We start from the raw sequence: 22,100 nt of genomic DNA, 5'->3' as shown, positions 1-22,100 counted from the left end.
GTTCAGGTCAAGGCTCGACGAGCGCGGCAACCCGGCGGCGCAGTTCCGGCACGACGTCGGCGTCGAACCACGGATGGTGCTTGAACCATCCCGTGTTGCGCGGCGACGGATGCGGCAGCGGCAGCACCGCCGGGCCGTAGTCGCGCCATGCGCGCACGGTGTCCGTCAGGGTCGCCTTGCGCGCGTCGCGCAGGAAATGCCGCTGCGCGTACTGGCCGACCAGCAGCGTCAGGCGGATCGCCGGCAGTTCCGCGAGCAGGCGGTCGAGCCACAGCGGCGCGCATTCGGGGCGCGGCGGGTTGTCGCCGCTCGCGCCGCGGCCCGGATAGCAGAAGCCCATCGGCACGATCGCGAAGCGCGATGCGTCGTAGAACGTGTCGGCGTCGACGCCGAGCCAGTCGCGCAATCGCTTGCCGCTCGCGTCGTCCCACGGGATGCCGCTCGCATGCACGCGCGCGCCGGGCGCCTGCCCGACGATCAGGATGCGAGCGTCGCGGTGCGCGCGCAGCACGGGGCGCGGGCCGAGCGGCAGCTCGGCTTCGCACACGCGGCACGCGCGGATTTCGGCAAGCAGCGCGTCGAGCGGCGCGCGCGGTCGGTTCGGCATCGGGGGTAGGCGTTGCGGGGATGCGGTTTCGCGGCGAGTTGCGCGCGGATCGGATTCCAATGGGGAACCGGGGCGGGCGCGCGGCACGCGCGCCGTTCATGGAAGCCGTTCGGGGACTTACCCCGAACGCATGGCTCAGTCGGCGTGCGTCGCGCCCATTTCGGCGACGGCAGCATCATACATCGCGGTTTGCGCGATCGCAGCAACGCGCGCGCGGTCGTCGTCCTGCGCGCCGTCGCGCATGCCCCAGCGCCGGTACTGCGACAGGAACCACAGGCCGTCGTCGGCGCAAGGCCGGTTCACCGCGCCGTTCGCGTGAAACGCGACCGGCAGCGGCGGCGCGGCGAACGGCCCCGCGCCGTAATCGCCGAGCAGGCGCGGCGCGATCAGCGCGGCCGGCACGCCGATCGCGTCCGGCGACGCGAGCCAGTCCGCGGCCTCGCGGCGGTGCGCGGGGCTGTCGAGCCACGCGCACGCGTCGACGAGCGTGCGGATCAGCGCGCGCGCGGTATTCGGATACAACTCGGTGAAATCGCGCCGGCACGCGAGCGCCTTTTCAGGATGATCGGGCCAGACCTCGCTCGTCGCGGCGACGGTGCGGCCCGCGCGGCACGCCTCGGCGACCGCATGCCACGGCTCGCCCGCGCAAAAGCCGTCGAGCTCGCCTTGCGCGAGCGCGGCGACCATCTCGGGCGGCGGAATCACGACGCTGCGGATCTCGCGCAGCGGATCGACGCCGTGCGACGCGAGCCAGTGGTAGAGCCACATCGCGTGCGTGCCGGTCGGGAAGGTCTGCGCGAACACGGGCGGGCGGCCGAGCGTCGCGAGCGCGTCGCGCAGGTTGCCGCGCGCGCGGAACGCGTCGGCGAGCGGCCCGGAGAACGTGATCGCCTGGCCGTTGCGGTTCAGCACCATCAGCACGGCCATGTCGGCCTGCGGGCCGCCGATGCCGAGCTGCATCCCGCAGACGAGGCCGTACAGCGCATGCGCGGCGTCGAGCTCGCCGGACAGCAGCTTGTCGCGCACCGCGGCCCACGACGGCTGGCGGCTCAGTTCGAGCGTGAGGCCGTGGCGCGCGCCGAGGCCGAGGCGCTGCGCGACGATCAGCGGGGCGGCGTCGCTCAGCGCGACGAAGCCGAGACGGAGATGCGCGCGTTCCGGCGCGGCGGCGGTCGAAGAGGTCATGGCGGTGACGGTCATGGTTGCGGATCGGCCGCGAGCACCTGGCGCGCGGCGTCGACGATGCGGATGCCCTGGTCCATCGCGCGCTTGCGCAGCATCGCGTACGCATCGTGCTCGGACAGGTGGCGGCGGTCCATCAGCAGGCGTTTCGCGCGATCGATCAGCTTGCGGTCGGCGAGTTCGCGCTCGACGTCGGCGAGCCGCTGGCGCAGCGCTTCGTCGTGCGAGAAGCGGGCGAGCGCGACTTCGAGGATCGGCGCGAGCCGCTCGGCGGACAGCCCTTCGACGAGATACGCGCTGACCCCCGCGCCGACCGCCGCGCGGATCAGCGTCTGGTTGGCGTCGTGGCTGAACATCAGCACCGGGCGGGGCGCGGTCGCGTTCATCACCGCGAGTTGTTCGAGCGTGTCGCGCGACGGCGATTCGGTGTCGATGATCACGACGTCGGGCCGCTGCGCCTCGACGGCGGCCGGCAGCCGCGCCGGCGTCGCGACTTCGTTCAGCATCTCGTAGCCGAGGCGCGCGAGCGCGTCGCGCAGGTCGCCGATCGGTTTCTGCGTATCGGTGACGAGCAGCACGCGCAGCCTGACGGGTGTAGCGGACGCACTCATGATGCAAGCCGATGAAACAGGTGAGCGGCGCGCCGGCGGCCGGCGCTTTCAATATAGATCGGCGGCATGCGCCGCATTGCGCGCCGCATCCTACGCCGCGCGCCGGGCGGCGGAATCGGCATCGACGTCGACGTCGTTCACGCCGGTCAATGCCGAGGCTTCGCCGATCGCCGCGCCGACCAGGATCACCGCCGGGCTGCCGAGCCCGGCCTGCGCGACGCCTTGGGCCAGCGCGCCGAGCGTGCCGATCCAGCGGCGCTCGGCGGGCGTGCCGGCCCATTGCACGGCCGCGGCTGGCGTCGAAGCAGGCAGCGCGGCGAGCAGGCCGGCGGCGATGCGCTCGATGCGCGTCATGCCCATGTAGATCGCGAGCGTGGTGCCGGTTGCCGCAACGCGCGGCCAGTCGGGCTCGCCGTGGTCCTGCAGGTGCGCGGTGACGAACGTGACGCCCTGGCAGTGATCGCGATGCGTGAGCGACACGCCGAGGATCGCGGCCGCCGCGAAGCCCGACGAGATGCCGTTGACGATCTCGACCGGAATCGCCGCGTCGCGCAGCGTCTTCAGCTCCTCGCCGGCGCGGCCGAACAGCAGCGCCTCGCCGCCCTTGACGCGCACGACGTGCGCGCCGCGCAGCGCGTAGCGGCGCATCAGCCGCTCGATGAACGCCTGCGGCGTCGAGCGGCAGCCGCCGCGCTTGCCGACGCGCACGACACGCGCCTGGGGGGCGAACGTGACGATCTCCGGGTTGACCAGATCGTCGAGCAGCAGCACGTCGGCGGCGGCGAGCGCCTTCACGGCCTTCAGCGTGAGCAGGTCGAGATCGCCGGGGCCGGCGCCGAGCAGGGTGACCTTGCCAGTCGTCATGATGAATTCCATTGCCACGCGTGCGTGGCGGTCGATTGCGATGCGGGTCCCGGTGCGGTTGGCCGCAGGCGCGCGCCGAAGCGACAACGGCGTCCGCCCGTGCGTGCTGCACGGAGGGACGCCGTTGTCCGGGTGCGTCCCCGTCAGCGACGGCGGGCGCGCGTGTTGCGAGTACCGCGCATCGGCGCCATTGCCGATGTCTTCCGATCTTTCAGCAATATCCGGGCCAGCCTTTGAACGCGGCGTGTTGCGCGCTGCACCCCGCCGCGCGGATGCGCGCCGGTGCGATGCCGCAAGCGTGTGCGCCATTCACCAGAAGCGTGCACCGTGTTGCCGCACGTCGACAGTGCTGCATCGCACCACAACTGTGCCTCGCTGCATCGTGACGCGTCGCCGATCTCGCGCAAAGCGGGGCGCCGATCCGCTTGAACACGCCGCAAACCGCCATACGACGGAATTCAGCCCGACATGGCACGGGGCTTGCGTTATCTCGATCGAGTCAATCAACGACGATTGGCTTGCAGCACCGATTACCGACATGCCCGGCAACGGGCTCCCTGGGCAACGGCGTCCTACGCATCGGGTCTCGACACGAGACCGGGTTCGCAGGACGCCGTTTTTGTTTGGTGAATGAGATATGTCCGACAAGGCTACCCGCATCGATCTCCTCAGTTTCGGCAGCGCGCCGATGCGCGCGTTCCATCTGACGTGGATGGCGTTTTTCGTCTGCTTCTTCGCATGGTTCGCGTGTGCGCCGCTGATGCCGCTGATCGCGCGCGAATTCCACCTGAGCGCCGCGCAGGTCGCGAACATCAACATCGCCGCGGTCGCCGCGACGATCGTCGTGCGGCTGGTCGTCGGCCCGTTGTGCGACCGCTTCGGCCCGCGCCGCGTCTATGCGGGGCTGCTCGCGGCCGGCGCGCTTCCGGTGATCGCGGTCGCGTTCAGCCATGACTACCTGACGTTCCTGATCTGCCGGCTCGGCATCGGCGCGGTGGGCGCGAGCTTCGTGATCACGCAGTACCACACGTCGGTGATGTTCGCGCCGAACGTCGTCGGCACCGCGAACGCGACGACGGCCGGCTGGGGCAACGCCGGCGCGGGCGCGGCGCAGGCGTGCCTGCCGCTGCTCGTCGCGGCCGCGATGCTGCTCGGCTTCGGCGACGCATCCGCGTGGCGCGTCGCGCTCGTCGTGCCGGGCGTCGCGATGCTCGTGATGGCGTGGGTGTACGCGCGTTACACGCAGGACTGCCCGCAAGGCGACTTCATCGCGCTGCGCAAGGAAGGCGTGACGATCGACAGCGGCAAGAAGGGCGGCTGGGCGAGCTTCTTCGCGGCGTGCGCGAACTATCGCGTGTGGATGCTGTTCGTCACGTACGGCGCGTGCTTCGGCGTCGAGGTGTTCATCCACAACATCGCCGCGCTGTACTACGTCGATCACTTCCACCTGTCGCTGAAGGACGCGGGGCTCGCCGCCGGGCTGTTCGGCCTGCTCGCGCTGTTCGCCCGCGCGCTCGGCGGCTGGCTGTCGGACAAGGTCGCGGCGCGCCGCAGCCTCGACGTGCGCGCGACGCTGCTGTGCGCGCTGATCATCGGCGAGGGGCTCGGCCTGGTCTGGTTCTCGCATGCGGGCAGCGTCGGCGTCGCGCTGGCCGCGATGCTGACCTTCGGCCTCTTCACGCACATGGCGTGCGGCGCGACCTACGCGCTCGTGCCGTTCATCGACCGCAAGGCGCTCGGCGGCGTCGCGGGCATCGTCGGCGCGGGCGGCAACGTGGGCGCGGTCGCGGCGGGCTTCCTGCTGAAGGGCGTCGGCGACGTGCAGCACACGCTGAGCCTGCTCGGGCTCGTCGTCACCGCGTCGGCGCTGTGCGCGATGGCGGTGCGCTTCAGCGAAGAACACAAGGCCCGCGAGGCGGCGCTGCGCGAACGCGCGCTGGCCGCGAGCGGCGTCGCGAACTGATTGAACGTCCGAGGAACACCACCATGAAACTCATCGTCATCGGTCACGGCATGGTCGGTCACAAGCTGCTCGAGTGCGTCGCGGCGGAACCCGCCGGCGCGCCGCAGGTGACCGTGCTCGGCGAGGAGCCGCGTCCCGCGTACGATCGCGTGCGCCTGTCGGAATTCTTCTCGGGCAAGTCGGCGGACGACCTGTCGCTCGTCGCGCCGGGCTTCTTCGAGCAGCACCCGCAGTTCGACCTGCGCCTGAACGCGCAGGTCGCGTCGATCGACCGCGACGCGCATACGGTCACGCTCGCGTCGGGCGAAACGCTCGCCTACGACAAGCTCGTGCTGGCGACCGGCTCGCGGCCGTTCGTGCCGCCGGTGCCGGGGCGCGAGCGCGCGGACTGCTTCGTGTACCGCACGATCGAGGACCTCGAAGCGATGCAGGCGTGCGGCGCGCACGCGAAGCGCGGCGTGGTGGTCGGCGGCGGGCTGCTCGGCCTCGAATGCGCGAAGGCGCTGCGCGACCTGGGGCTCGACACGCACGTCGTCGAATTCGCGCCGCGCCTGATGGCGGTGCAGGTCGACGACGGCGGCGGCCGGATGCTGCGCGCGAAGATCGAGGCGCTCGGCGTGACGGTGCACACCGGCAGGAACACGGTCGAGATCGTCGACGGCGAGGACGGCACGCACCGGATGAAGTTCGCCGACGGCTCGCACCTCGACACCGACATGATCGTGTTCTCGGCCGGCATCCGCGCGCGCGACGAGCTGGCGCGCGCGTGCGGGCTCGAGCTGGGCCCGCGCGGCGGCGTCGCGATCGACGACGGCTGCCGCACGAGCGACCCGGACATCTACGCGATCGGCGAATGCGCGGCGTGGAACGGCATGGTGTACGGCCTCGTCGCGCCGGGCTACGACATGGCGCGCGTGGTCGCGAAGCAATTGAGCGGTGAAGCCGCGGCGTTCGCCGGCGCGGACATGAGCACGAAGCTGAAGCTGATGGGCGTCGACGTTGCGAGCATCGGCGACGCGCACGGCGCGACGGCCGGCAGCCGCACCTACCAGTACGCCGACGAGCGCAGGCAGGTGTACAAGAAGCTCGTCGTGTCCGGCTGCGGGAAGTTCCTGCACGGCGCGGTGATGGTCGGCGACGCGGCCGAATACGGCACGCTGCTGCAGATGATGCTGAACCGCATCGAGCTGCCCGAGCAGCCGGAATTCCTGATCCTGCCGTCGTCGGACGGCGCGGCGAAGCCGGCGCTCGGCGTCGACGCGCTGCCGGCGGGCGCGCAGATCTGCTCGTGCAACAACGTGTCGAAGTCGCAGATCTGCGCGGCGGTCGGCGACGGCGCGACGAGCATCGCCGCGATGAAGTCGTGCACCGGCGCGGGCACGTCGTGCGGCGGCTGCGTGCCGCTCGTCACGCAGATCATGAAGGCCGAGATGAAGAAGAACGGCCTCGCGGTCGACAACCACATCTGCGAGCACTTCCCGTATTCGCGCCAGGAGCTGTTCCACCTGATCCGCGTCGAGCGCATCCGCACCTTCGGCGAACTGCTCGCGAAGCACGGCCACGGCCTCGGCTGCGACATCTGCAAGCCGGCGGTCGCGGGCATCCTCGCGTCGTGCTTCAACGAGTTCGTGCTGAAGAAGGAGCACGCGGCGCTGCAGGATTCGAACGACTACTACCTCGCGAACATCCAGCGCGACGGCACGTACTCCGTCGTGCCGCGCATGCCGGGCGGCGAGGTGACGCCGGAAGGGCTGATCGCGGTCGGCCAGGTCGCGAAGAAATACGGCCTCTACACGAAGATCACGGGCGGCCAGCGGGTCGACCTGTTCGGCGCACGCGTCGAGCAGCTGCCGCTGATCTGGGAGGAGCTGATCGCCGCGGGCTTCGAGTCGGGGCATGCGTACGGCAAGTCGCTGCGCACCGTGAAGTCGTGCGTCGGCTCGACGTGGTGCCGCTACGGCGTCGACGATTCGGTCGGCCTCGCGATCGAGATCGAGAACCGCTACAAGGGCCTGCGCGCGCCGCACAAGCTGAAGTTCGGCGTGTCGGGCTGCACCCGCGAATGCGCGGAGGCGCAGGGCAAGGACGTCGGCATCATCGCGACCGAGAAGGGCTGGAACCTGTACGTGTGCGGCAACGGCGGGATGAAGCCGCGCCACGCGGAACTGCTCGCGGCCGACCTCGACCGCGCGACGCTGGTCCGCTACGTCGACCGCTTCCTGATGTTCTACATCCGCACCGCGGACCGGCTGCAGCGCACGAGCGTGTGGCGCGACAACCTCGAAGGCGGGCTCGACTACCTGATCGACGTCGTCGTCAACGACAGGCTCGGGCTCGCGGCCGAACTCGAGGCCGACATGCAGCACGTGGTCGACACCTACGAATGCGAATGGAAGAAGGCCGTCACCGATCCGGACACGCGCAAGCGCTTCCGTCACTTCGTGAACAGCGACGCGCCGGACGCGAACATCGCCTTCGTCGAGACGCGCGGCCAGATCCGCCCCGCGACGCCCGACGAGCGCATGCGCGGCAAGCCCGTCGTGATTCCGGTGGTGGTCGACACCGAAACCGTTTGAGCCGTGTTCATCGTCAGCAAGGAGAACGCCATGAGCAACGATCGTATTCCCGTGTCCTGGACCCCCGTGTGCGCGCTCGACGAGATCGTGCCGAACACCGGCGTGTGCGCGCTCGTCAACGGCGAGCAGGTTGCCGTGTTCCACGTCGCGCATGCGGACGGCGGCGTGTTCGCGATCGGCAACGTCGATCCGGCGTCGCACGCGGCGGTGATGTCGCGCGGGCTGATCGGCAATCTCGGCGAGCGGATCGTCGTCGCGTCGCCGCTGTACAAGCATCACTTCGACCTGCGCACCGGCGAGTGCCTCGAAGTGCCGGAGCAGTCGGTGAGCACCTATCCGTCGCGCGTCGAGGACGGCTTCGTGTGGGTCGCGGGCTGACGGACCCGGAGCGAACATGAGCGCCACGAACGTGAAGAGCGTGTGCCCGTACTGCGGCGTCGGCTGCGGGATGGTGCTGCACGTCGAGGACGGCGAGGTCGTCAAGGTGTCCGGCGATCCCGACCACCCGACCAACTTCGGGCGGCTCTGCACGAAGGGTTCGTCGGCGCACGTCGCGCTGCGGCAGTCCGGGCGGCTCGAAGGCGCGTTCGTGCGCCGCGCGCGGGGGGACGACCTCGTGCCGCTGCCGGTGCGCGACGCGATCGGCGAAACCGGGCGCCGCCTGCGCGCGGTGCTCGACGCGCACGGCCCGGACGCGCTGTCGTTCTACGTGTCCGGCCAGATGTCGATCGAGGCGCAGTACCTGATCAACAAGCTCGCGAAGGGCTTCGTCGGCACCAACCAGATCGAGTCGAACTCGCGGCTGTGCATGGCGAGCGCGAGCAGCGGCTACAAGCTGTCGCTCGGCGCGGACGGCCCGCCCGGGTCGTACGAGGATTTCGATCGCGCGGACCTGTTCTTCGTGATCGGCGCGAACATGGCGGACTGCCATCCGATCCTGTTCCTGCGGATGATGGACCGCGTGAAGGCCGGCGCGAAGCTGATCGTCGTCGATCCGCGCCGCACCGGCACCGCGGACAAGGCGGACCTGTACCTGCCGATCCGCGCCGGCACCGATCTCGCGCTGATGAACGGCCTGCTGCATCTGCTGCACGCGAACGGCAAGACCGACGCCGCGTTCATCGCCGAATTCACCGAAGGGTGGGACGCGATGCCGGCGTTCCTTGCCGACTACACGCCGGAGAAGGTCGCGGCGATCACCGGGCTGGCCGAAGCCGACATCCGGCTCGCCGCGCAGTGGATCGGCGACGCGCCGGAGTGGATGAGCTGCTGGACGATGGGGCTCAACCAGAGCACCCACGGCGTGTGGAACACCAATGCAATCTGCAACCTGCACCTCGCGACCGGCAAGCTGTGCCGGCCCGGCAGCGGGCCGTTCTCGCTGACCGGCCAGCCGAACGCGATGGGCGGGCGCGAGATGGGCTACATGGGGCCGGGGCTGCCGGGCCAGCGCTCGGTGCTGTCGGACGCGGACCGGCAGTTCGTCGAGGACCGCTGGCAGGTGCCGCGCGGCACGCTGCGCACCGAGACCGGCCACGGCACCGTCGACCTGTTCGAACGGATGGCGGCCGGCGACGTCAAGGCGTGCTGGATCATCTGCACGAACCCGGTCGCGACGGTGCCGAACCGGCGCAACGCGATCGCCGGCCTGCAGGCGGCCGAGCTCGTGATCGCGCAGGACGCGTTCCTCGACACCGAAACCAACCGCTATGCGGACATCCTCCTGCCGGGCGCGCTGTGGGCCGAGGGCGAAGGGGTGATGGTCAACTCCGAGCGCAACCTGACGCTGATGCGGCAGGCGATCGAGCCGCCCGGCGACGCGCTGCCGGACTGGCGGATCGTCGCCGGGGTCGCGCGCGCGATGGGATTCGGCGACGCGTTCGACTACGCGTCGGCTGCCGACGTGTTCGACGAGATCGTCGGCTTCTCGAATCCGGCCACCGGCTACGACCTGCGCGGCGCGAGCCATGCGGCGCTCGCCGATGCGCCGCTGCAGTGGCCGTGCGCGCCGGGCGCGGCGGGCGTGGTACGTGATCGCAATCCGGTTCGCTACCTGAACGACGGCGTGAGCCAGACGCTGCATACGGCGGCGGACGGCCGCGTGCCGCGTCTCGCGTTTCCGACCGCGTCGGGCAAGGCGCAGTTCTTCGCGCGGCCGCACGGCGCGCCGGCCGAGCTGCCCGGCCGCGAATTCCCGATCGTGCTGAACACCGGCCGGCTGCAGCACCAGTGGCACACGATGACGAAGACGGGCAAGGTCGCGATGCTCAACAAGCTGAACCCGCGCCCGTTCGTCGAGATTCATCCGGACGACGCGCGCACGCTCGGCATCGCCGCGCAAGACAGCGTCGAGATCCGCTCGCGGCGCGGGCGCGCGGTGCTGCCGGCGGTCGTGACGGACCGCGTGCAGCCCGGCAACTGCTTCGCGCCGATGCACTGGAACGACGTGTACGGCGACGACCTGTGCATCAACGCGGTCACGAGCGACGCGATCGACCCGGTTTCGCAGCAACCTGAACTGAAATACTGCGCGGTCGCGCTGAGCCGGGTCGCCGCGGCGAGCGCCGCGCACGCGGACGACGACACCCCGCAGCGCGGCACGGCCGACGCGCACGGCGCCCCTGCGTTCGAGGAACTCGACATGGCTGACATCGATACTTTCGCCGCCGCGCTCGGCATTGCCGACACGGCGCCGCCGGCGCTCTCCGACGCGGAGCGCCAGTACGTCGCGGGCTTCGTCAGCGGCCTGCGCAGCGACGCGGGCCGCCGCGCGGGCGGCGTGCCCGTGCTGCCGGCGAGCGCGCCGCTCGCCGCGCCGACGCGCCGCTGGCTCGACGGGATGCTCGCCGGGCTGTTCAGTCGCGCGTTGCCCGCGCAGGGCGAGCCGGCCGCGGCGCTCGCGGGCGCGCGCGCCGACGCCGCCGATGCGGCTGCGCCCGGCGGCGTGCGGATCGTGCGCACGCGGCCGAAGGTCGTGCTGCTGTGGGCGTCGCAGACCGGCAACATCGAATCGCTGACCGAGGATTACGCGACGCAACTGATGAACGCGGGCTTCGAGATCCGCACGACCTGCATGTCCGACTACCCGCTCGCGTCGCTCGCGAAGGCGCAATACGTGCTGCTGATGACGAGCACGTTCGGCGACGGCGATCCGCCCGACAACGGCAGCGAGTTCTGGGACGCGCTGCGCGCCGACGGCGCGGCGCGCCTCGACGGCGTGCACTTCGCGGTGCTCGCGTTCGGCGACCGCAACTACGACCAGTTCTGCGGCCACGGCCGCCGGCTCGACGCGCGCCTCGCCGAGCTGGGCGCGAAGCGGCTGTCGCCGCGCGTCGATTGCGACGTCGAATTCCAGGCCGACGCCGACCGCTGGCTCGAGCGCGTCGTCGCGCGCATCAAGGAGGAGGACGCGGTGCTGCACGCGGTGCCGGCGGAAGGGATGATCCCGCCGGGCGCGCTGCCGACCAAGGCGCATCCGGCGCCGTCGCGGCTCGTCGCGAACCTGCGGCTGAATCACGCGGGCGCGGCGAAGGACACGCGCTACGTGTCGCTGTCGACCGAGGGCGCGAGCCTCGAATACGAAGCCGGCGACGCGCTTGGCGTGTGGCCGACCAACTGCCCGGCGCTGGTGGACGAGCTGCTCGAGCTCACCGCGCTGAAGGCCGACACGCCGGTGACGGTCGGCGGCGTCGGCGAACTGCGGCTCGGCGACGCGCTCGCACGCCACTTCGACATCACGCGTCCGCATCCGGATACGCTCGCGTTCATCGCCGCGCGCAGCGCGAACGGCGCGCTCAACGCGCTGCTCGCCGACGAGCGCAAGGCCGACCTGAAGCACTGGCTGTGGGGGCAGCAGCTTGCCGACGTGCTGCACGAATACCCGGTCGAGCTGTCGGGCGCGGAGCTCGTCGGCATGCTCAAGCGCATGCAGCCGCGCCTGTACTCGATCGCGTCGAGCCCGAAGGCGCATCGCGACGAGATCCACCTGACGGTGTCCGCGGTGCGCTTCCACAACGGCCGGCGCGCGCGCAAGGGCGTCGCGTCGACGTTCCTCGCCGATCGCGCGGAGGACGGCCGCGTGCCGGTGTTCGTGCAGAAGTCCGCGCATTTCCGGCCGCCGGCGAGCGGCGACGCGCCGATCGTAATGGTCGGCCCCGGCACCGGCATCGCGCCGTTCCGCGGCTTCCTGCACGAGCGCCAGGCGCGCGGCGCGCGCGGCCGCAACTGGCTGTTCTTCGGCGAGCAGCACGCGCAGACCGATTTCTATTACCGCGACGAGCTGATCGCGATGCGCGACAGCGGCTTCCTGACGCGGCTCGATCTCGCGTTCTCGCGCGACCAGGCGGAGAAGGTCTACGTGCAGGACCGGATGCGCGAGCATGGCGCGGAACTGTTCGCGTGGCTGGAGGAGGGCGCGCACTTCTACGTGTGCGGCGACGCCGCGCGGATGGCGAAGGACGTCGACGCGGCGCTGAAGGCGGTGGTCGCCGCGCACGGCGGGATGTCGGACGACAAGGCGGGCGAGTACGTCGCGCGGCTGGCGAAGGAGCGGCGTTACGTGCGGGACGTGTACTGATTGCTGATTGCGCCGAACCGCGCCGAACGGGTCAATGGAAGAAGAGTTCCCGCATGCCGAAGGTGTGATGCGCTTCGGCGGCCATCAGCACCATCAGCACCAGCAGGCACAGGGGCGGTATCAGGATCGCGTACACCAGCGCCAGCCGCTCCCACATCATGTGCATGAAAATCGACACGATCAGCCCGGCCTTGGCGAGCATGAGCACGACGATCAGCGTCCAGCGCATCAGGCCCTGCACGCGGAAGTAGTCCACCAGGTACGACATCGTGCTCAGTACGAACAGCAGGCCCCAGATCTTCAGGTAGATGCCGATCGGATGCTGCTGGCCGTGCGCGGCGTCCGGGCGATCGGCGGGATCGGTGTGGTCCATGGCGTGCCTCACCACAAGTAGAACAGCGCGAAGATGAACACCCACACCAGGTCGACGAAGTGCCAGTACAGGCCGGCGATCTCGACGATCTGGAAGTTGCCGTGCTCGGCGAACCCCGGGCGCAGGATCTTGCGTGCGATCAGCAGCAGGTAGATCACGCCGCAGGTCACGTGAAAGCCGTGGAACCCGGTGATCATGAAGAAGCTCGCGCCGAACTGCGCCGCGCCCAATGGGTTGCCCCACGGGCGGATGCCTTCGTGGACGATCAGCTTGGTCCATTCGAGGGCCTGCATCGACACGAAGCTCGCGCCCAGCAGCGCGGTCGCCAGCAACAGCGCGGCGGCGCGCCGTGCGTTGCGCCGGTAGCCGAAGTTGACGGCCATCGCCATGGTGCCGCTGCTGGTGATCAGGATGAACGTCATGATGGCGATCAGCAGCAACGGCACGTCCACGCCGCCCACCGTGAGCCCGAACACCTTGGACGGGTCGGGCCACGGCACCGTGGTCGAGATGCGCACCGTCATGTAGCCGATCAGGAAGCTGCTGAAGATGAAGGTGTCCGACAGCAGGAAGATCCACATCATCGCCTTGCCCCACGGCACCTTGAAGGCTTCGCGGTCGGCCGACCAGTCCGTGACGATGCCGCGCCAGCCGTCAGGGCCGGCGTCGGCGGGCGAGGCGTCGGCAGGTTCGGTGGGGAGCGTGGGCGAGGTCATGGCGCGGCTCCATACAGCGGCCCGCAGATGGCGGCGACGATCTCGGGGGTGATCCACCACATCGCCGCGAGCAGCACGAGCCAGACGGCCAGCAGGAAATGCCAGTAGATCGCGCACAGTGCGATCGCGCGCTGGGCCCGGAACGGGTCCGCGCGCCGCAGATGCGCGATCGTCACGGCCCAGGCCACGAGCCCGCCCAGCACGTGCAAGCCGTGCAGGCCGGTGAGCAGGTAGAGGAAGCTGTTGGAAGGATTGACGGCGACGGTCTGCCCGGCCGCCGACAGCATGCGCCAGGCGGTCAGCTGCCCGATCACGAACACGGCCGCCAGCACGCCGCCGCACGCGAGCCACGCCGCGCGGTGCAAGGTCAACTGCCGCGCGCGCTGCATCGCAAGGCTTGCCAGCGCCAGCGCGCCGGTGTTCCACCACAGCAGCGCCGGATGCGGGATCGGCTGCCAGTCGGGCTCGCGCATGCGCATGCCATAGGCGAGCAGCAGCAGTGAAAACAAGGTCGTGGCGACCGCCATGAAGACGATCAGGCCGACCCGGCTCGCATTCGGCAGGACCGGCGGCGCGTCAGGGCCGAAGGGGCGGGGCAGGGTGGTCATTCGCGTGCCTCGCCGGGTTGAAGCGTCGGGTGCGCCGGGGGCGCGGGTTCAGGCGGCGTCGCGGGCGGCTGGTTTTGCGGGACGAAGTCTTCGTCGTGCCCGAGCGGGCTGTACTCGTACGCCCAGCGGTAGACGACGGGCGGCGCGGCGCCCCAGTTGCCGTGCACGGGCGGCGTTTGCGGCGTCTGCCATTCCAGCGTGGTGGCCCGCCACGGGTTGCCGTCGGCACGCTTGCCGCGCACCAGGCTCCACGCCAGGTTGTACAGGAACAGCAGCTGCGCCACCCCGACGATCAGCGCGACGACGGTGATGAACGTGTTGAGCGTCTGCGCCGAAGGCGGAATGAAGCTGTAGCCCTCGTACGCGTAATACCGCCGCGGCATGCCCAGGATGCCGAGATAGTGCATCGGGAAGTAGATCGCGTAGGTGCCGACGAAGGTGATCCAGAAGTGCGCGCGCCCGAGCGTGTCGTCAAGCATGCGGCCCGTCACCTTCGGATACCAGTGGTAGAGGCCGCCGAACACCACCAGGATCGGCGACACGGCCATCACCATATGGAAGTGCGCGACCACGAAGTACGTGTTCGACAGCGGGATGTCCACGCTCACGTTGCCGAGGTAGAGGCCGGTCAGCCCGCCCAGCACGAAGGTGCTGACGAAGCCGATGGCGAACAGCATCGGCACGCTCAGGTGGATGTCGCCGCGCCACAGCGTCAGCACCCAGTTGTAGACCTTGAGGGCGGTCGGGACGGCGATGACGAGCGTGGTGGTGGCGAAGAAGAAGCCGAAGTACGGATTCATGCCGGCGATGAACATGTGGTGCGCCCAGACCACGAAGCTCAGCACGGCGATGATGATGATGGCCCACACCATCATCCGGTAGCCGAAGATGTTCTTGCGCGCGTGCGTGCTGATGAGGTCCGACACGATGCCGAAGGCCGGCAGCGCGACGATGTAGACCTCCGGATGCCCGAAGAACCAGAACAGGTGCTGGAACAGCAGCGGGCTGCCGCCAGCCTGCTTGAGCGTCTGCCCCATCGACACCACGGCCGGCATGAAGAAGCTGGTGCCGAGCGTCTTGTCGAGCAGCATCATCACCGCCGACACGAACAGCGCCGGGAACGCCAGCAGCGCCATGATGGTCGCGACGAAGATGCCCCACACCGTGAGCGGCATGCGCATGAGCGTCATGCCGCGCGTGCGCGCCTGCAGCGTGGTGGTGACGTAGTTCAGGCCGCCCATCGTCGCCGCGATGATGAAGATCGCGAGCGACACCAGCATCAGCACGATGCCCCATTGCACGCCCGGCGTGCCCGGCAGGATGGCCTGGGGCGGATACAGCGTCCAGCCCGCGCCGGTCGGCCCGCCCGGCACGAAGAAGCTCGCCGTCAGCACCAGCACGGCCAGCAGGTAGACCCAGTAGCTCAGCATGTTGAGGAACGGGAACACCATGTCGCGCGCGCCCAGCATCAGCGGGATCAGGTAGTTGCCGAAGCCGCCCAGGAACAGCGCCGTCAGCAGGTAGATCACCATGATCATCCCGTGCATCGTGACGAACTGGTAGTAGTGGTTGGCGTCGATGAAGCTGAACTTGCCAGGAAAGCCGAGCTGCAAGCGCATCAGGTCCGACAGCACCATGCCGACCAGGCCGATGGCGATGGCCGTCAGCGAATACTGCACCGCGATGACCTTGTGGTCCTGGCTCCAGACATAGCGGGTCCAGAAGCTTTGCGGGACGTGGTCGGTGTGTGCGTAGGGCATTGCATGTGCTCCGCTAGTTGGCTGCGCTGCCGGCGGCCGGGCCGCCTTGCGATTCGATGTAGGCCACCAGCGCGGTCAGCTCCTGCTCGCTCAGGTCGAAGTGCGGCATGATGGGCGCGAAGCCCTTCACGACGCGGGCCGTCGGGTCGCGGATGAACGCGCGCAGATAGGCTTCGTCCACCTTCGCGGTGCTGCCGTCGGCCATCGTTTCGGTCTTGCCGTACAGGCCCTTCCAGGTGGGGCCCACACGCGGGCTGCCATCCACGCTATGGCAGGCGACGCAGCCCTTGGCCGTCGCGAGCGTCTTGCCCTGGTCGGCGAGCGCCTGCGCGCTGCCGCCTGCGGCGCCCGCCGCGGCCTGCACCCTGGCCTGCTGCCGCTGCGCGAACGTGCTCTGCTGCGCGAGCCACCGCGAGAACGAGGCCTCGTCTTCCACCACCACCACGCCGCGCATGTTGGCGTGCCCGATGCCGCAAAGCTGCGCGCACAGGATGTCGTAGCGCCCGGCCTTGGTCGGCGTGAACCAGAAGGTGGTCACCATGCCGGGCACCATGTTCATCCGCGCGCGGAACGGCGGCACGTAGAAGTCGTGCAGCACGTCGCGCGAGCGCGTCAGGACCTGGATCGGCCGGTTGAGCGGCAGGTGCACCTCGGGCGTCTCGATCAGGTAGTTGTCGCGGCCGTTCGGGTCGCCGGGGTTCAGGCCGAACGGGTTGTCGTTGCTGATGTAGCGCACGTCCGTCGTGCCCAGCTTGCCGCCGGGGCCGGCAAAGCGGAAGCGCCATTGCCATTGCTGGCCGAGCACCTCCATCTGCAGCACGTTGCGCGGCGGCCGAATGTAGTCCGCGTAGACGAACAGCCCCGGCGCCAGCAACGCAGCGACGCCGACGGCGGTCAGGCCGATCAGCCACCACTCCAGCCGCCTGTTGTGTGGCTCGTAAGCCGCGCGATGCCCCCCGCGGTGGCGGTAGCGCACCAGTGCGATCACGATGAACAGGTTGACCGCGATGAAGAGCGCGCCGGTGATGACGATCGTGATCGTCAGCATGTCGTCCATGCGCACCCAGTTCGACGCGATCGGCGTGATCCACCACGGACTGGCAAAGTGAAACCCCACCGCCAATACGATGATCAGGATCAGGGCAATCGCAAGCGCCATAGGCCGCCTCGCTGCGAGTCACTGGCTGGAGCCGCTTCGCTGCGTGTTGCGTGTTGTAAGCGACTCTAGAGGAAAGGTAGTCCTCTCCTCCGCATCGTGCAAGGAAGCCCAGAGGGGACGCGCGCCCCATATATACGGTGCCCCGGAGGGCACCGGGTGTTCAGGGGCTGTTCATGTGCGCGACCTGCGCCGCTCCAGCATGCCGTAGACGATGGCGGTGACCACGCCGAACAGCAGGTTTGCCAGCAAGGGGCCGGAACCTCGCTCCGAGACGAACCATGGGAACACGGCCGTCATCACATAGAAGTTCCACGCATACGCGACGATCCCGAAGGCCACGCCGACGACAGCCTCCATGCCCACACTCGAATCGAAGCGGAACGGCGCGATGATCGCCGCGAGAATCATCCCCATCACGGCGCCGAGCACGTAGTGCAGCACCAGCGCCGTCGCAACGATGCCGAAGCTGAAGGTGGACATCTGTTCGAGCGCGCTACGGCCCAATACCATCGCCGCGATCTTGTGGGTCGGTTGCCACGGGCTTTCATACAGCACCATGGTCGACCAGAAGAATTCCAGCACGATCACCAGTGCGCCGCCGGCAAGACCGGCCACGGCAGCGGCGAGCCAGTCGGGCACGCGCCGTTCCCAATGGTGTGATTGAATGTGCAGTTCCATACGACCTCCTTGCTGGCGGTTCAACTTCAACACCCAAGTGCTCGCGTCTAGCCGACCGCGTCTGGCCGACCGCGTCAAAGTGTGTCCGTTGTCCGATTCAGAATGGCAGATATGCGTGCCAACGCAAGGTACAAAAACCCTGCGCATTGCATGGCGCCATCGCGTTTTCTCACTGGGGGAGAAGGCGAAACGATTCAGGGAAGCGGGCTGGCCTGGAAGATTTTCCCCAATTGCATCGCAGGTCATTCATCCGACGAAAAAATCGCGCCGGTTCCCGGTATGATGCGCATCTCGCACGTGCCGATCGCCTGATTTTGATACCGCGTTCCGAAGAACGGCCTGACCGGCGCGGCACCATCCGGCGAGAAAGAATTTGTAATAGTGATTCTGTATACTTGTAATTTCTGAATCAGGCGCCGCCGATCGGCACATCGGCGGGCCGCCCACGCAGAACAACCAGATTCGCCGCCGTCCGGTCCGCCCGGCGGCGCGGCACGCTACGCACCACCGCCAATAACTTATGTCTTCCCGCCACCCTGGCTCACCCAGCCGTGCCGCGGCAATGTTCGGCCGCGTCTCGGCACTGCTGCGCAACGAGCGCGCGCTGTCGCCGCTGCTTGCGCTCGGCATCGGGCTGCTGTTGATCGTGGTCTTCCAGCACCTGTCGGCGTCCGTCGATTACCGGTCGGTGATCCGCCAGCTGCGCCACATGTCGGCCGCCGAATGGGGCGCGTCGCTCGGCGCGACGGCCCTCAGCTATCTCGCGCTCGTCGCCCGCGACGCGGTCGGCCTGCGCTACATCGCGGCCAAGGTGCCGCGCGCGGCGCTTTGGACCGCCGCGATCGCCGGTTCGGCGCTCGGCAACGCGACCGGCTTCGGCGCGCTGACGGGCGGCGCGGTGCGTGCGCGCGTCTATGGCGTGTCCGGCGTCACGCCCGCCCAGATCGGCCGCATGACGGTGTTCACGAGCGGCACGCTCGCGCTCGCGCTGGTGCTGATGACCGCGGTCGGCATGGTCTGCGAGCCGCGGACGCTGGCCGACATGCTGCACGTCGCGCCCGGCGTGCTCACCTGGGGCGGCGCCGCGCTGCTCGCGGTGATGGCGGTGATGGTCGCAGCGTGCGGGCGCGTCGCGCGTCCGGTCGAGACCCGCTTCAAGTGGCTCGCGTTCGACGTCCCGGCACGGCGCGATCTCGTCGCGCAGGTCGTCTACGCGGTGCTCGACGTGGTCGCGGCCGGCCTGACGCTGTGGGTGCTGCTGCCCGCCGCGCCGGTCGGCTTCGCGAGCTTCATCACCATCTACGCGGCCGCGCTGCTGCTCGGCATGATCGGCCATACGCCGGGCGGAATCGGCGTGTTCGAGGCGGCGATGGTCTTCACGCTCGGCCACGACGTGCCCGCGCACGAGATGGTCGCCGCGCTGATCGCATATCGCGCGATCTACTTCGGCGTGCCGTTCGTGCTGTCGGCCGGCCTGCTCGCCGGCTTCGAGGGCCGCGCGCTGCGCCGGCGCCTCGTGACGCGGCAGGCCGCGCGCGTGTCGCAGCTCGCGCCGCTGTTCCTCAGCCTCGTGACGTTCGCCACCGGCACGATGCTCGTGATCTCGGGCGCGACGCCGGCGTTCTGGCACCGGATCGCGATCCTGCGCGGCATCGTGCCGCTGTGGGTGCTCGAAGGTTCGCAGGTGATCTGCAGCGTGCTCGGCGTCGCGCTGCTGTTCGTCGCGCGCGGGCTGCTGCGCCGGCTCGACGCCGCATGGTGGATGACGTTCGCGCTGACGCTCGCGAGCCTCGCGCTGTCGCTCGCGAAGGGGCTCGCGTTCGTCGAAGCCGGCGTGCTCGGCACGCTGCTGGTGCTGCTGCTCGTCAGCCGCCGGCGCTTCAAGCGCCATTCGTCACTGTTCGCGGAGCGCTTCACGATCGGCTGGTTCGTGTCGGTCGCGATGGTGCTGATGCTTGCGGTGTGGGTGCTGTGCTTCGCGTTCCGCGACGTGCCGTACACGCGCGAACTGTGGTCGCACTTCTCGTTCGACGCACGCGCGCCGCGGGCGCTGCGCGCGACGCTCGCCGCGGGCGTGTTCGTCGCGATGTTCGCGCTGTGGCAGATGCTGCGGCCGGCGGCGGGCCGTTTCGTGAAGCCGGCGCCGCAAGACCTGCTCGACGCCGAGCGGATCATCCGCGCGCAGGAATGCAGCGATGCCGGCCTCGCGCTGATGGGCGACAAGAGCTTCCTGTTCTCGGAATCGCGCGAGGCGTTCCTGATGTACGCGAAGCACGGCCGCACGTGGGCCGCGCTGCACGACCCGGTCGGCCCGCGCAGTGAATGGCCGGCGCTGATCGGCAAGTTCATCGCGCTCGCGCACCAGCATGGCGGCCGCGCGGCGTTCTACCAGGTGCGCGCGAACGCGCTGCCGCTGTATCTCGACGCGGGGCTCACGCTGATGAAGCTCGGCGAGGAAGCGCACGTCGCGCTCGACGAGTTCGACCTGAAGGGTTCGCACCGCTCGCACCTGCGCTATGCGCTGCGCCGCGGCGACAAGGATGCGCTCACCGTCGAAGTGATCGCGCCGAACGACGTGCCGGCTGCGCTGCCCGCGCTGCGCGGGATTTCCGACGGCTGGCTCGACAGCCGCGACGCACGCGAGAAGAGCTTCTCGGTCGCGGCGTTCCATGACGGCTATCTCGCGACGCAGTCGGTGATGCTGGTGCGCCAGGCCGACAAGCCGATCGCGTTCGTCACGTTCATGACGACCGATCTCAACACCGAGGCGACGGTCGGCGTGATGCGCCATCTGCCCGAAGCGTCGCCGTACGCGATGGAATACCTGTTCACGCAGCTCGCGCTGCACCTGAAGGAAGCGGGCTTCCGCAAGCTGAGCCTCGGCATCGCGCCGTTCTCGGGGATGGGCGCGGCGAAGATGCCGTCGCCGTGGCACCGGGTCGGGCTGATGGTGTGGCGCTTCGGCGGCCGTTTCTACAATTTCCGCGGCTTGCGCGCGTTCAAGAGCAAGTTCGAGCCGCATTGGGAGCCGCGTTATCTCGCGGCTTCGGGCTCGGTCGGCGTGTTCGTCACGCTGGCGGATCTGTCTTTGCTGGCTGGAGGTCGGCGTTCATGATGCTGAAGAAGGGAATCGCGCGGGCGGTGGTCGCCTGCGCGGGAATGATGCTGGCCGGCGGCGCGTTCGCCACGCAGCCGGCGGCGGTGAAGGTGCAGACCGTGTCCGGCGGCCGCTATGGGCCGGTGACCGTGACGAAGCCGAATGGCGCGATGCGCGGCTTCGTCGTGATGTTCTCGCAAGGCAGCGGCTGGAGCGCGGCCGACCAGCAGGCCGCCGATGCGCTCGCGAAGGCCGGCGCGATGACGGTCGGCGTGGATGCCGAGCGGTACGCGGCGAACCTGGCCGCGACGCAGGAGACTTGCCACCATCTCGACGGCGACGCCGAGGCCGTCAGCCACCAGCTCGAGCGGCTCGCGCAGTCGTCGCGGTATTACGCGCCGATCGTCGCGGGTGTCGGGCAGGGCGGCGCGATCGCGAAGCAGATCCTGTCGATGGCGCCGGAGAACACGATTGCCGGCATGGTGTCGGTCGAGCCGGCGCCGAAGCTCGATCCGCGCTTCAAGCCGTGCCCGCCCGATCCGACGATCGTGCGCCGCGCGATGCCGGGCTTCGTCGAAACCGCGGCGGCGGGCGATGCCGCGAAGCTCGTCGCGCTCGTGAAGCCGCATCTGCGCGACGGCACCGCCGACGAACTCGACGTGTCGGACCTGCCGCTGATCGAACTGCCGGCCAAGGGCGGCAGCAACCTGCTCGCGATCGTGATTTCCGGCGACGGCGGCTGGCGCGATCTCGACAAGACGATCGCCGAGGCGCTGCAGCGCGACGGCGTGTCGGTCGTCGGCATCGATGCGCTGCGCTATTTCTGGAGCGAGAAGCCGCCCGCGCAGACGAGCCGCGATCTCGCGCGCGTGATGCGCACCTACATGGCGCGCTGGAACGCGACGAGCGTCGCGCTGGTCGGCTACTCGTTCGGCGCGGACGTGATGCCGTTCGCGTACAACCGGCTGCCGGCCGCGCTGCGCGACAAGGTGTCGGTGATGTCGCTGCTCGGCTTCGCGCCGGCCGCGGATTTCCAGATTCGCGTGACGGGCTGGCTCGGGATGCCGGCGAGCGACAAGGCGCTGAAGGTCGCGCCGGAGATCGCGAAGGTGCCGCCGGGCATCGTGCAGTGCTTCTACGGCGAGCAGGAGAAGGAGACGATGTGCCCGGTGCTCGCGAACACCGGCATCCAGGTGATCAAGACGCAGGGCGAGCATCACTTCGGCCGCGATTATGTCGCGCTCGAAAAGCAGATTCTCGCGGCGTTCAAGAAGCAGGTGGCGGGCAACTAAGCGCTTGCCATGCCGGCGGGACGCGTGCGCGTTTCGCC

17 protein-coding genes are annotated in these 22,100 nt (G+C 69.4%); 7 read left to right on the top strand and 10 right to left on the bottom strand.

Going from position 1 to position 22,100, the window contains the following annotated elements:
- Positions 1 to 7 precede the first annotated feature (7 nt).
- The 4 genes from KY49_RS30120 to cobA all read right to left on the bottom strand — a co-directional run bounded on the left by KY49_RS30120 (position 8) and on the right by cobA (position 3,264).
- On the bottom strand, positions 8 to 607 hold the full coding sequence (locus KY49_RS30120; RefSeq protein ID WP_042587978.1) for a uracil-DNA glycosylase family protein: 600 nt from the start codon (positions 605 to 607) through the stop codon (positions 8 to 10).
- A gap of 135 nt (positions 608 to 742) precedes the next feature.
- Positions 743 to 1,792 (bottom strand): CmpA/NrtA family ABC transporter substrate-binding protein, encoded by a 1,050-nt coding sequence (locus tag KY49_RS30115; RefSeq protein WP_042588851.1) that lies wholly within the window; start codon positions 1,790 to 1,792, stop codon positions 743 to 745.
- Between the two features lie 11 nt (positions 1,793 to 1,803).
- The gene (locus tag KY49_RS30110; RefSeq protein ID WP_042587977.1) at positions 1,804 to 2,400 is read right to left on the bottom strand and encodes an ANTAR domain-containing response regulator; all 597 of its coding nucleotides are present in this window, start codon (positions 2,398 to 2,400) and stop codon (positions 1,804 to 1,806) included.
- Positions 2,401 to 2,490: 90 nt separating this feature from the next.
- A complete protein-coding gene (gene cobA / locus KY49_RS30105) occupies positions 2,491 to 3,264 on the bottom strand; it encodes a uroporphyrinogen-III C-methyltransferase (protein ID WP_042588850.1) in 774 nt (257 codons plus the stop codon).
- A 637-nt stretch (positions 3,265 to 3,901) separates the two neighbouring features.
- Here cobA and KY49_RS30100 point away from each other — a divergent pair.
- From KY49_RS30100 to KY49_RS30085, 4 genes are read left to right on the top strand one after another with little or no spacing between them, the layout of a single operon-like run.
- Positions 3,902 to 5,227, top strand: coding sequence for an MFS transporter (locus KY49_RS30100; protein ID WP_042587976.1), 1,326 nt, complete (start codon positions 3,902 to 3,904; stop codon positions 5,225 to 5,227).
- A 23-nt stretch (positions 5,228 to 5,250) separates the two neighbouring features.
- On the top strand, positions 5,251 to 7,803 hold the full coding sequence (gene nirB, locus KY49_RS30095; RefSeq protein WP_042587975.1) for a nitrite reductase large subunit NirB: 2,553 nt from the start codon (positions 5,251 to 5,253) through the stop codon (positions 7,801 to 7,803).
- A gap of 30 nt (positions 7,804 to 7,833) precedes the next feature.
- Entirely contained in the window at positions 7,834 to 8,181 is a 348-nt protein-coding gene (gene nirD / locus KY49_RS30090) for a nitrite reductase small subunit NirD (protein WP_042588849.1), read from the top strand.
- 16 nt (positions 8,182 to 8,197) lie between these two features.
- Entirely contained in the window at positions 8,198 to 12,379 is a 4,182-nt protein-coding gene (locus tag KY49_RS30085; protein ID WP_042587974.1) for a bifunctional nitrate reductase/sulfite reductase flavoprotein subunit alpha, read from the top strand.
- A gap of 31 nt (positions 12,380 to 12,410) precedes the next feature.
- Here KY49_RS30085 and KY49_RS30080 read toward each other — a convergent pair whose 3' ends face one another.
- The 6 genes from KY49_RS30080 to KY49_RS30055 all read right to left on the bottom strand — a co-directional run bounded on the left by KY49_RS30080 (position 12,411) and on the right by KY49_RS30055 (position 17,673).
- Positions 12,411 to 12,752, bottom strand: coding sequence for a cytochrome C oxidase subunit IV family protein (locus KY49_RS30080; protein ID WP_010098756.1), 342 nt, complete (start codon positions 12,750 to 12,752; stop codon positions 12,411 to 12,413).
- Positions 12,753 to 12,760: 8 nt separating this feature from the next.
- The gene (locus KY49_RS30075; RefSeq protein ID WP_042587973.1) at positions 12,761 to 13,468 is read right to left on the bottom strand and encodes a heme-copper oxidase subunit III family protein; all 708 of its coding nucleotides are present in this window, start codon (positions 13,466 to 13,468) and stop codon (positions 12,761 to 12,763) included.
- Positions 13,465 to 14,076: a cytochrome c oxidase subunit 3 gene (locus KY49_RS30070; RefSeq protein WP_042587972.1), complete on the bottom strand. Its 612-nt coding sequence runs from the start codon at positions 14,074 to 14,076 to the stop codon at positions 13,465 to 13,467. Before KY49_RS30070 ends, KY49_RS30075 begins: the two co-directional genes overlap by 4 nt.
- Positions 14,073 to 15,836, bottom strand: a complete 1,764-nt coding sequence (gene ctaD / locus KY49_RS30065) for a cytochrome c oxidase subunit I (protein WP_042587971.1) — start codon at positions 15,834 to 15,836, stop codon at positions 14,073 to 14,075. The genes KY49_RS30070 and ctaD overlap by 4 nt, the downstream gene beginning before the upstream one ends.
- 13 nt (positions 15,837 to 15,849) lie before the next feature.
- Positions 15,850 to 16,995, bottom strand: coding sequence for a c-type cytochrome (locus KY49_RS30060; protein ID WP_042587970.1), 1,146 nt, complete (start codon positions 16,993 to 16,995; stop codon positions 15,850 to 15,852).
- A gap of 171 nt (positions 16,996 to 17,166) precedes the next feature.
- Complete coding sequence (locus KY49_RS30055) at positions 17,167 to 17,673, bottom strand: hypothetical protein (protein ID WP_042587969.1); 507 nt, start codon at positions 17,671 to 17,673, stop codon at positions 17,167 to 17,169.
- A 102-nt stretch (positions 17,674 to 17,775) separates the two neighbouring features.
- Between KY49_RS30055 and KY49_RS37850 the strand changes: the two genes are divergently transcribed.
- The 3 genes from KY49_RS37850 to KY49_RS30045 all read left to right on the top strand — a co-directional run bounded on the left by KY49_RS37850 (position 17,776) and on the right by KY49_RS30045 (position 22,062).
- Positions 17,776 to 17,985, top strand: a complete 210-nt coding sequence (locus tag KY49_RS37850) for a hypothetical protein (protein ID WP_139253244.1) — start codon at positions 17,776 to 17,778, stop codon at positions 17,983 to 17,985.
- Between the two features lie 208 nt (positions 17,986 to 18,193).
- Positions 18,194 to 20,788 (top strand): bifunctional lysylphosphatidylglycerol flippase/synthetase MprF, encoded by a 2,595-nt coding sequence (gene mprF / locus KY49_RS30050; RefSeq protein WP_042587968.1) that lies wholly within the window; start codon positions 18,194 to 18,196, stop codon positions 20,786 to 20,788.
- Positions 20,785 to 22,062, top strand: a complete 1,278-nt coding sequence (locus KY49_RS30045; protein ID WP_042587967.1) for a virulence factor family protein — start codon at positions 20,785 to 20,787, stop codon at positions 22,060 to 22,062. The genes mprF and KY49_RS30045 overlap by 4 nt, the downstream gene beginning before the upstream one ends.
- Positions 22,063 to 22,100 lie beyond the last annotated feature (38 nt).

The sequence above is a fragment of the Burkholderia sp. MSHR3999 genome, assembly GCF_000833595.1.
Taxonomy (GTDB): domain Bacteria; phylum Pseudomonadota; class Gammaproteobacteria; order Burkholderiales; family Burkholderiaceae; genus Burkholderia; species Burkholderia ubonensis.
Note: the sequence above shows the minus strand (reverse complement) of the source record. Positions and strands in the feature narration are given on the sequence as shown.

What these genes read in the sequence shown, in the direction of transcription:
- mprF (WP_042587968.1), top strand. Translation starts at nt 18,194, where the DNA reads ATGTCTTCCCGCCACCCTGGCTCACCCAGCCGTGCCGCGGCAATGTTC.
- KY49_RS30110 (WP_042587977.1), bottom strand. Translation starts at nt 2,400, where the DNA reads ATGAGTGCGTCCGCTACACCCGTCAGGCTGCGCGTGCTGCTCGTCACC.
- nirD (WP_042588849.1), top strand. Translation starts at nt 7,834, where the DNA reads ATGAGCAACGATCGTATTCCCGTGTCCTGGACCCCCGTGTGCGCGCTC.
- KY49_RS37850 (WP_139253244.1), top strand. Translation starts at nt 17,776, where the DNA reads ATGGCAGATATGCGTGCCAACGCAAGGTACAAAAACCCTGCGCATTGC.
- KY49_RS30085 (WP_042587974.1), top strand. Translation starts at nt 8,198, where the DNA reads ATGAGCGCCACGAACGTGAAGAGCGTGTGCCCGTACTGCGGCGTCGGC.
- KY49_RS30115 (WP_042588851.1), bottom strand. Translation starts at nt 1,792, where the DNA reads ATGACCTCTTCGACCGCCGCCGCGCCGGAACGCGCGCATCTCCGTCTC.
- nirB (WP_042587975.1), top strand. Translation starts at nt 5,251, where the DNA reads ATGAAACTCATCGTCATCGGTCACGGCATGGTCGGTCACAAGCTGCTC.
- KY49_RS30120 (WP_042587978.1), bottom strand. Translation starts at nt 607, where the DNA reads ATGCCGAACCGACCGCGCGCGCCGCTCGACGCGCTGCTTGCCGAAATC.
- KY49_RS30055 (WP_042587969.1), bottom strand. Translation starts at nt 17,673, where the DNA reads ATGGAACTGCACATTCAATCACACCATTGGGAACGGCGCGTGCCCGAC.
- cobA (WP_042588850.1), bottom strand. Translation starts at nt 3,264, where the DNA reads ATGACGACTGGCAAGGTCACCCTGCTCGGCGCCGGCCCCGGCGATCTC.
- ctaD (WP_042587971.1), bottom strand. Translation starts at nt 15,836, where the DNA reads ATGCCCTACGCACACACCGACCACGTCCCGCAAAGCTTCTGGACCCGC.
- KY49_RS30045 (WP_042587967.1), top strand. Translation starts at nt 20,785, where the DNA reads ATGATGCTGAAGAAGGGAATCGCGCGGGCGGTGGTCGCCTGCGCGGGA.
- KY49_RS30075 (WP_042587973.1), bottom strand. Translation starts at nt 13,468, where the DNA reads ATGACCTCGCCCACGCTCCCCACCGAACCTGCCGACGCCTCGCCCGCC.
- KY49_RS30070 (WP_042587972.1), bottom strand. Translation starts at nt 14,076, where the DNA reads ATGACCACCCTGCCCCGCCCCTTCGGCCCTGACGCGCCGCCGGTCCTG.
- KY49_RS30060 (WP_042587970.1), bottom strand. Translation starts at nt 16,995, where the DNA reads ATGGCGCTTGCGATTGCCCTGATCCTGATCATCGTATTGGCGGTGGGG.
- KY49_RS30080 (WP_010098756.1), bottom strand. Translation starts at nt 12,752, where the DNA reads ATGGACCACACCGATCCCGCCGATCGCCCGGACGCCGCGCACGGCCAG.
- KY49_RS30100 (WP_042587976.1), top strand. Translation starts at nt 3,902, where the DNA reads ATGTCCGACAAGGCTACCCGCATCGATCTCCTCAGTTTCGGCAGCGCG.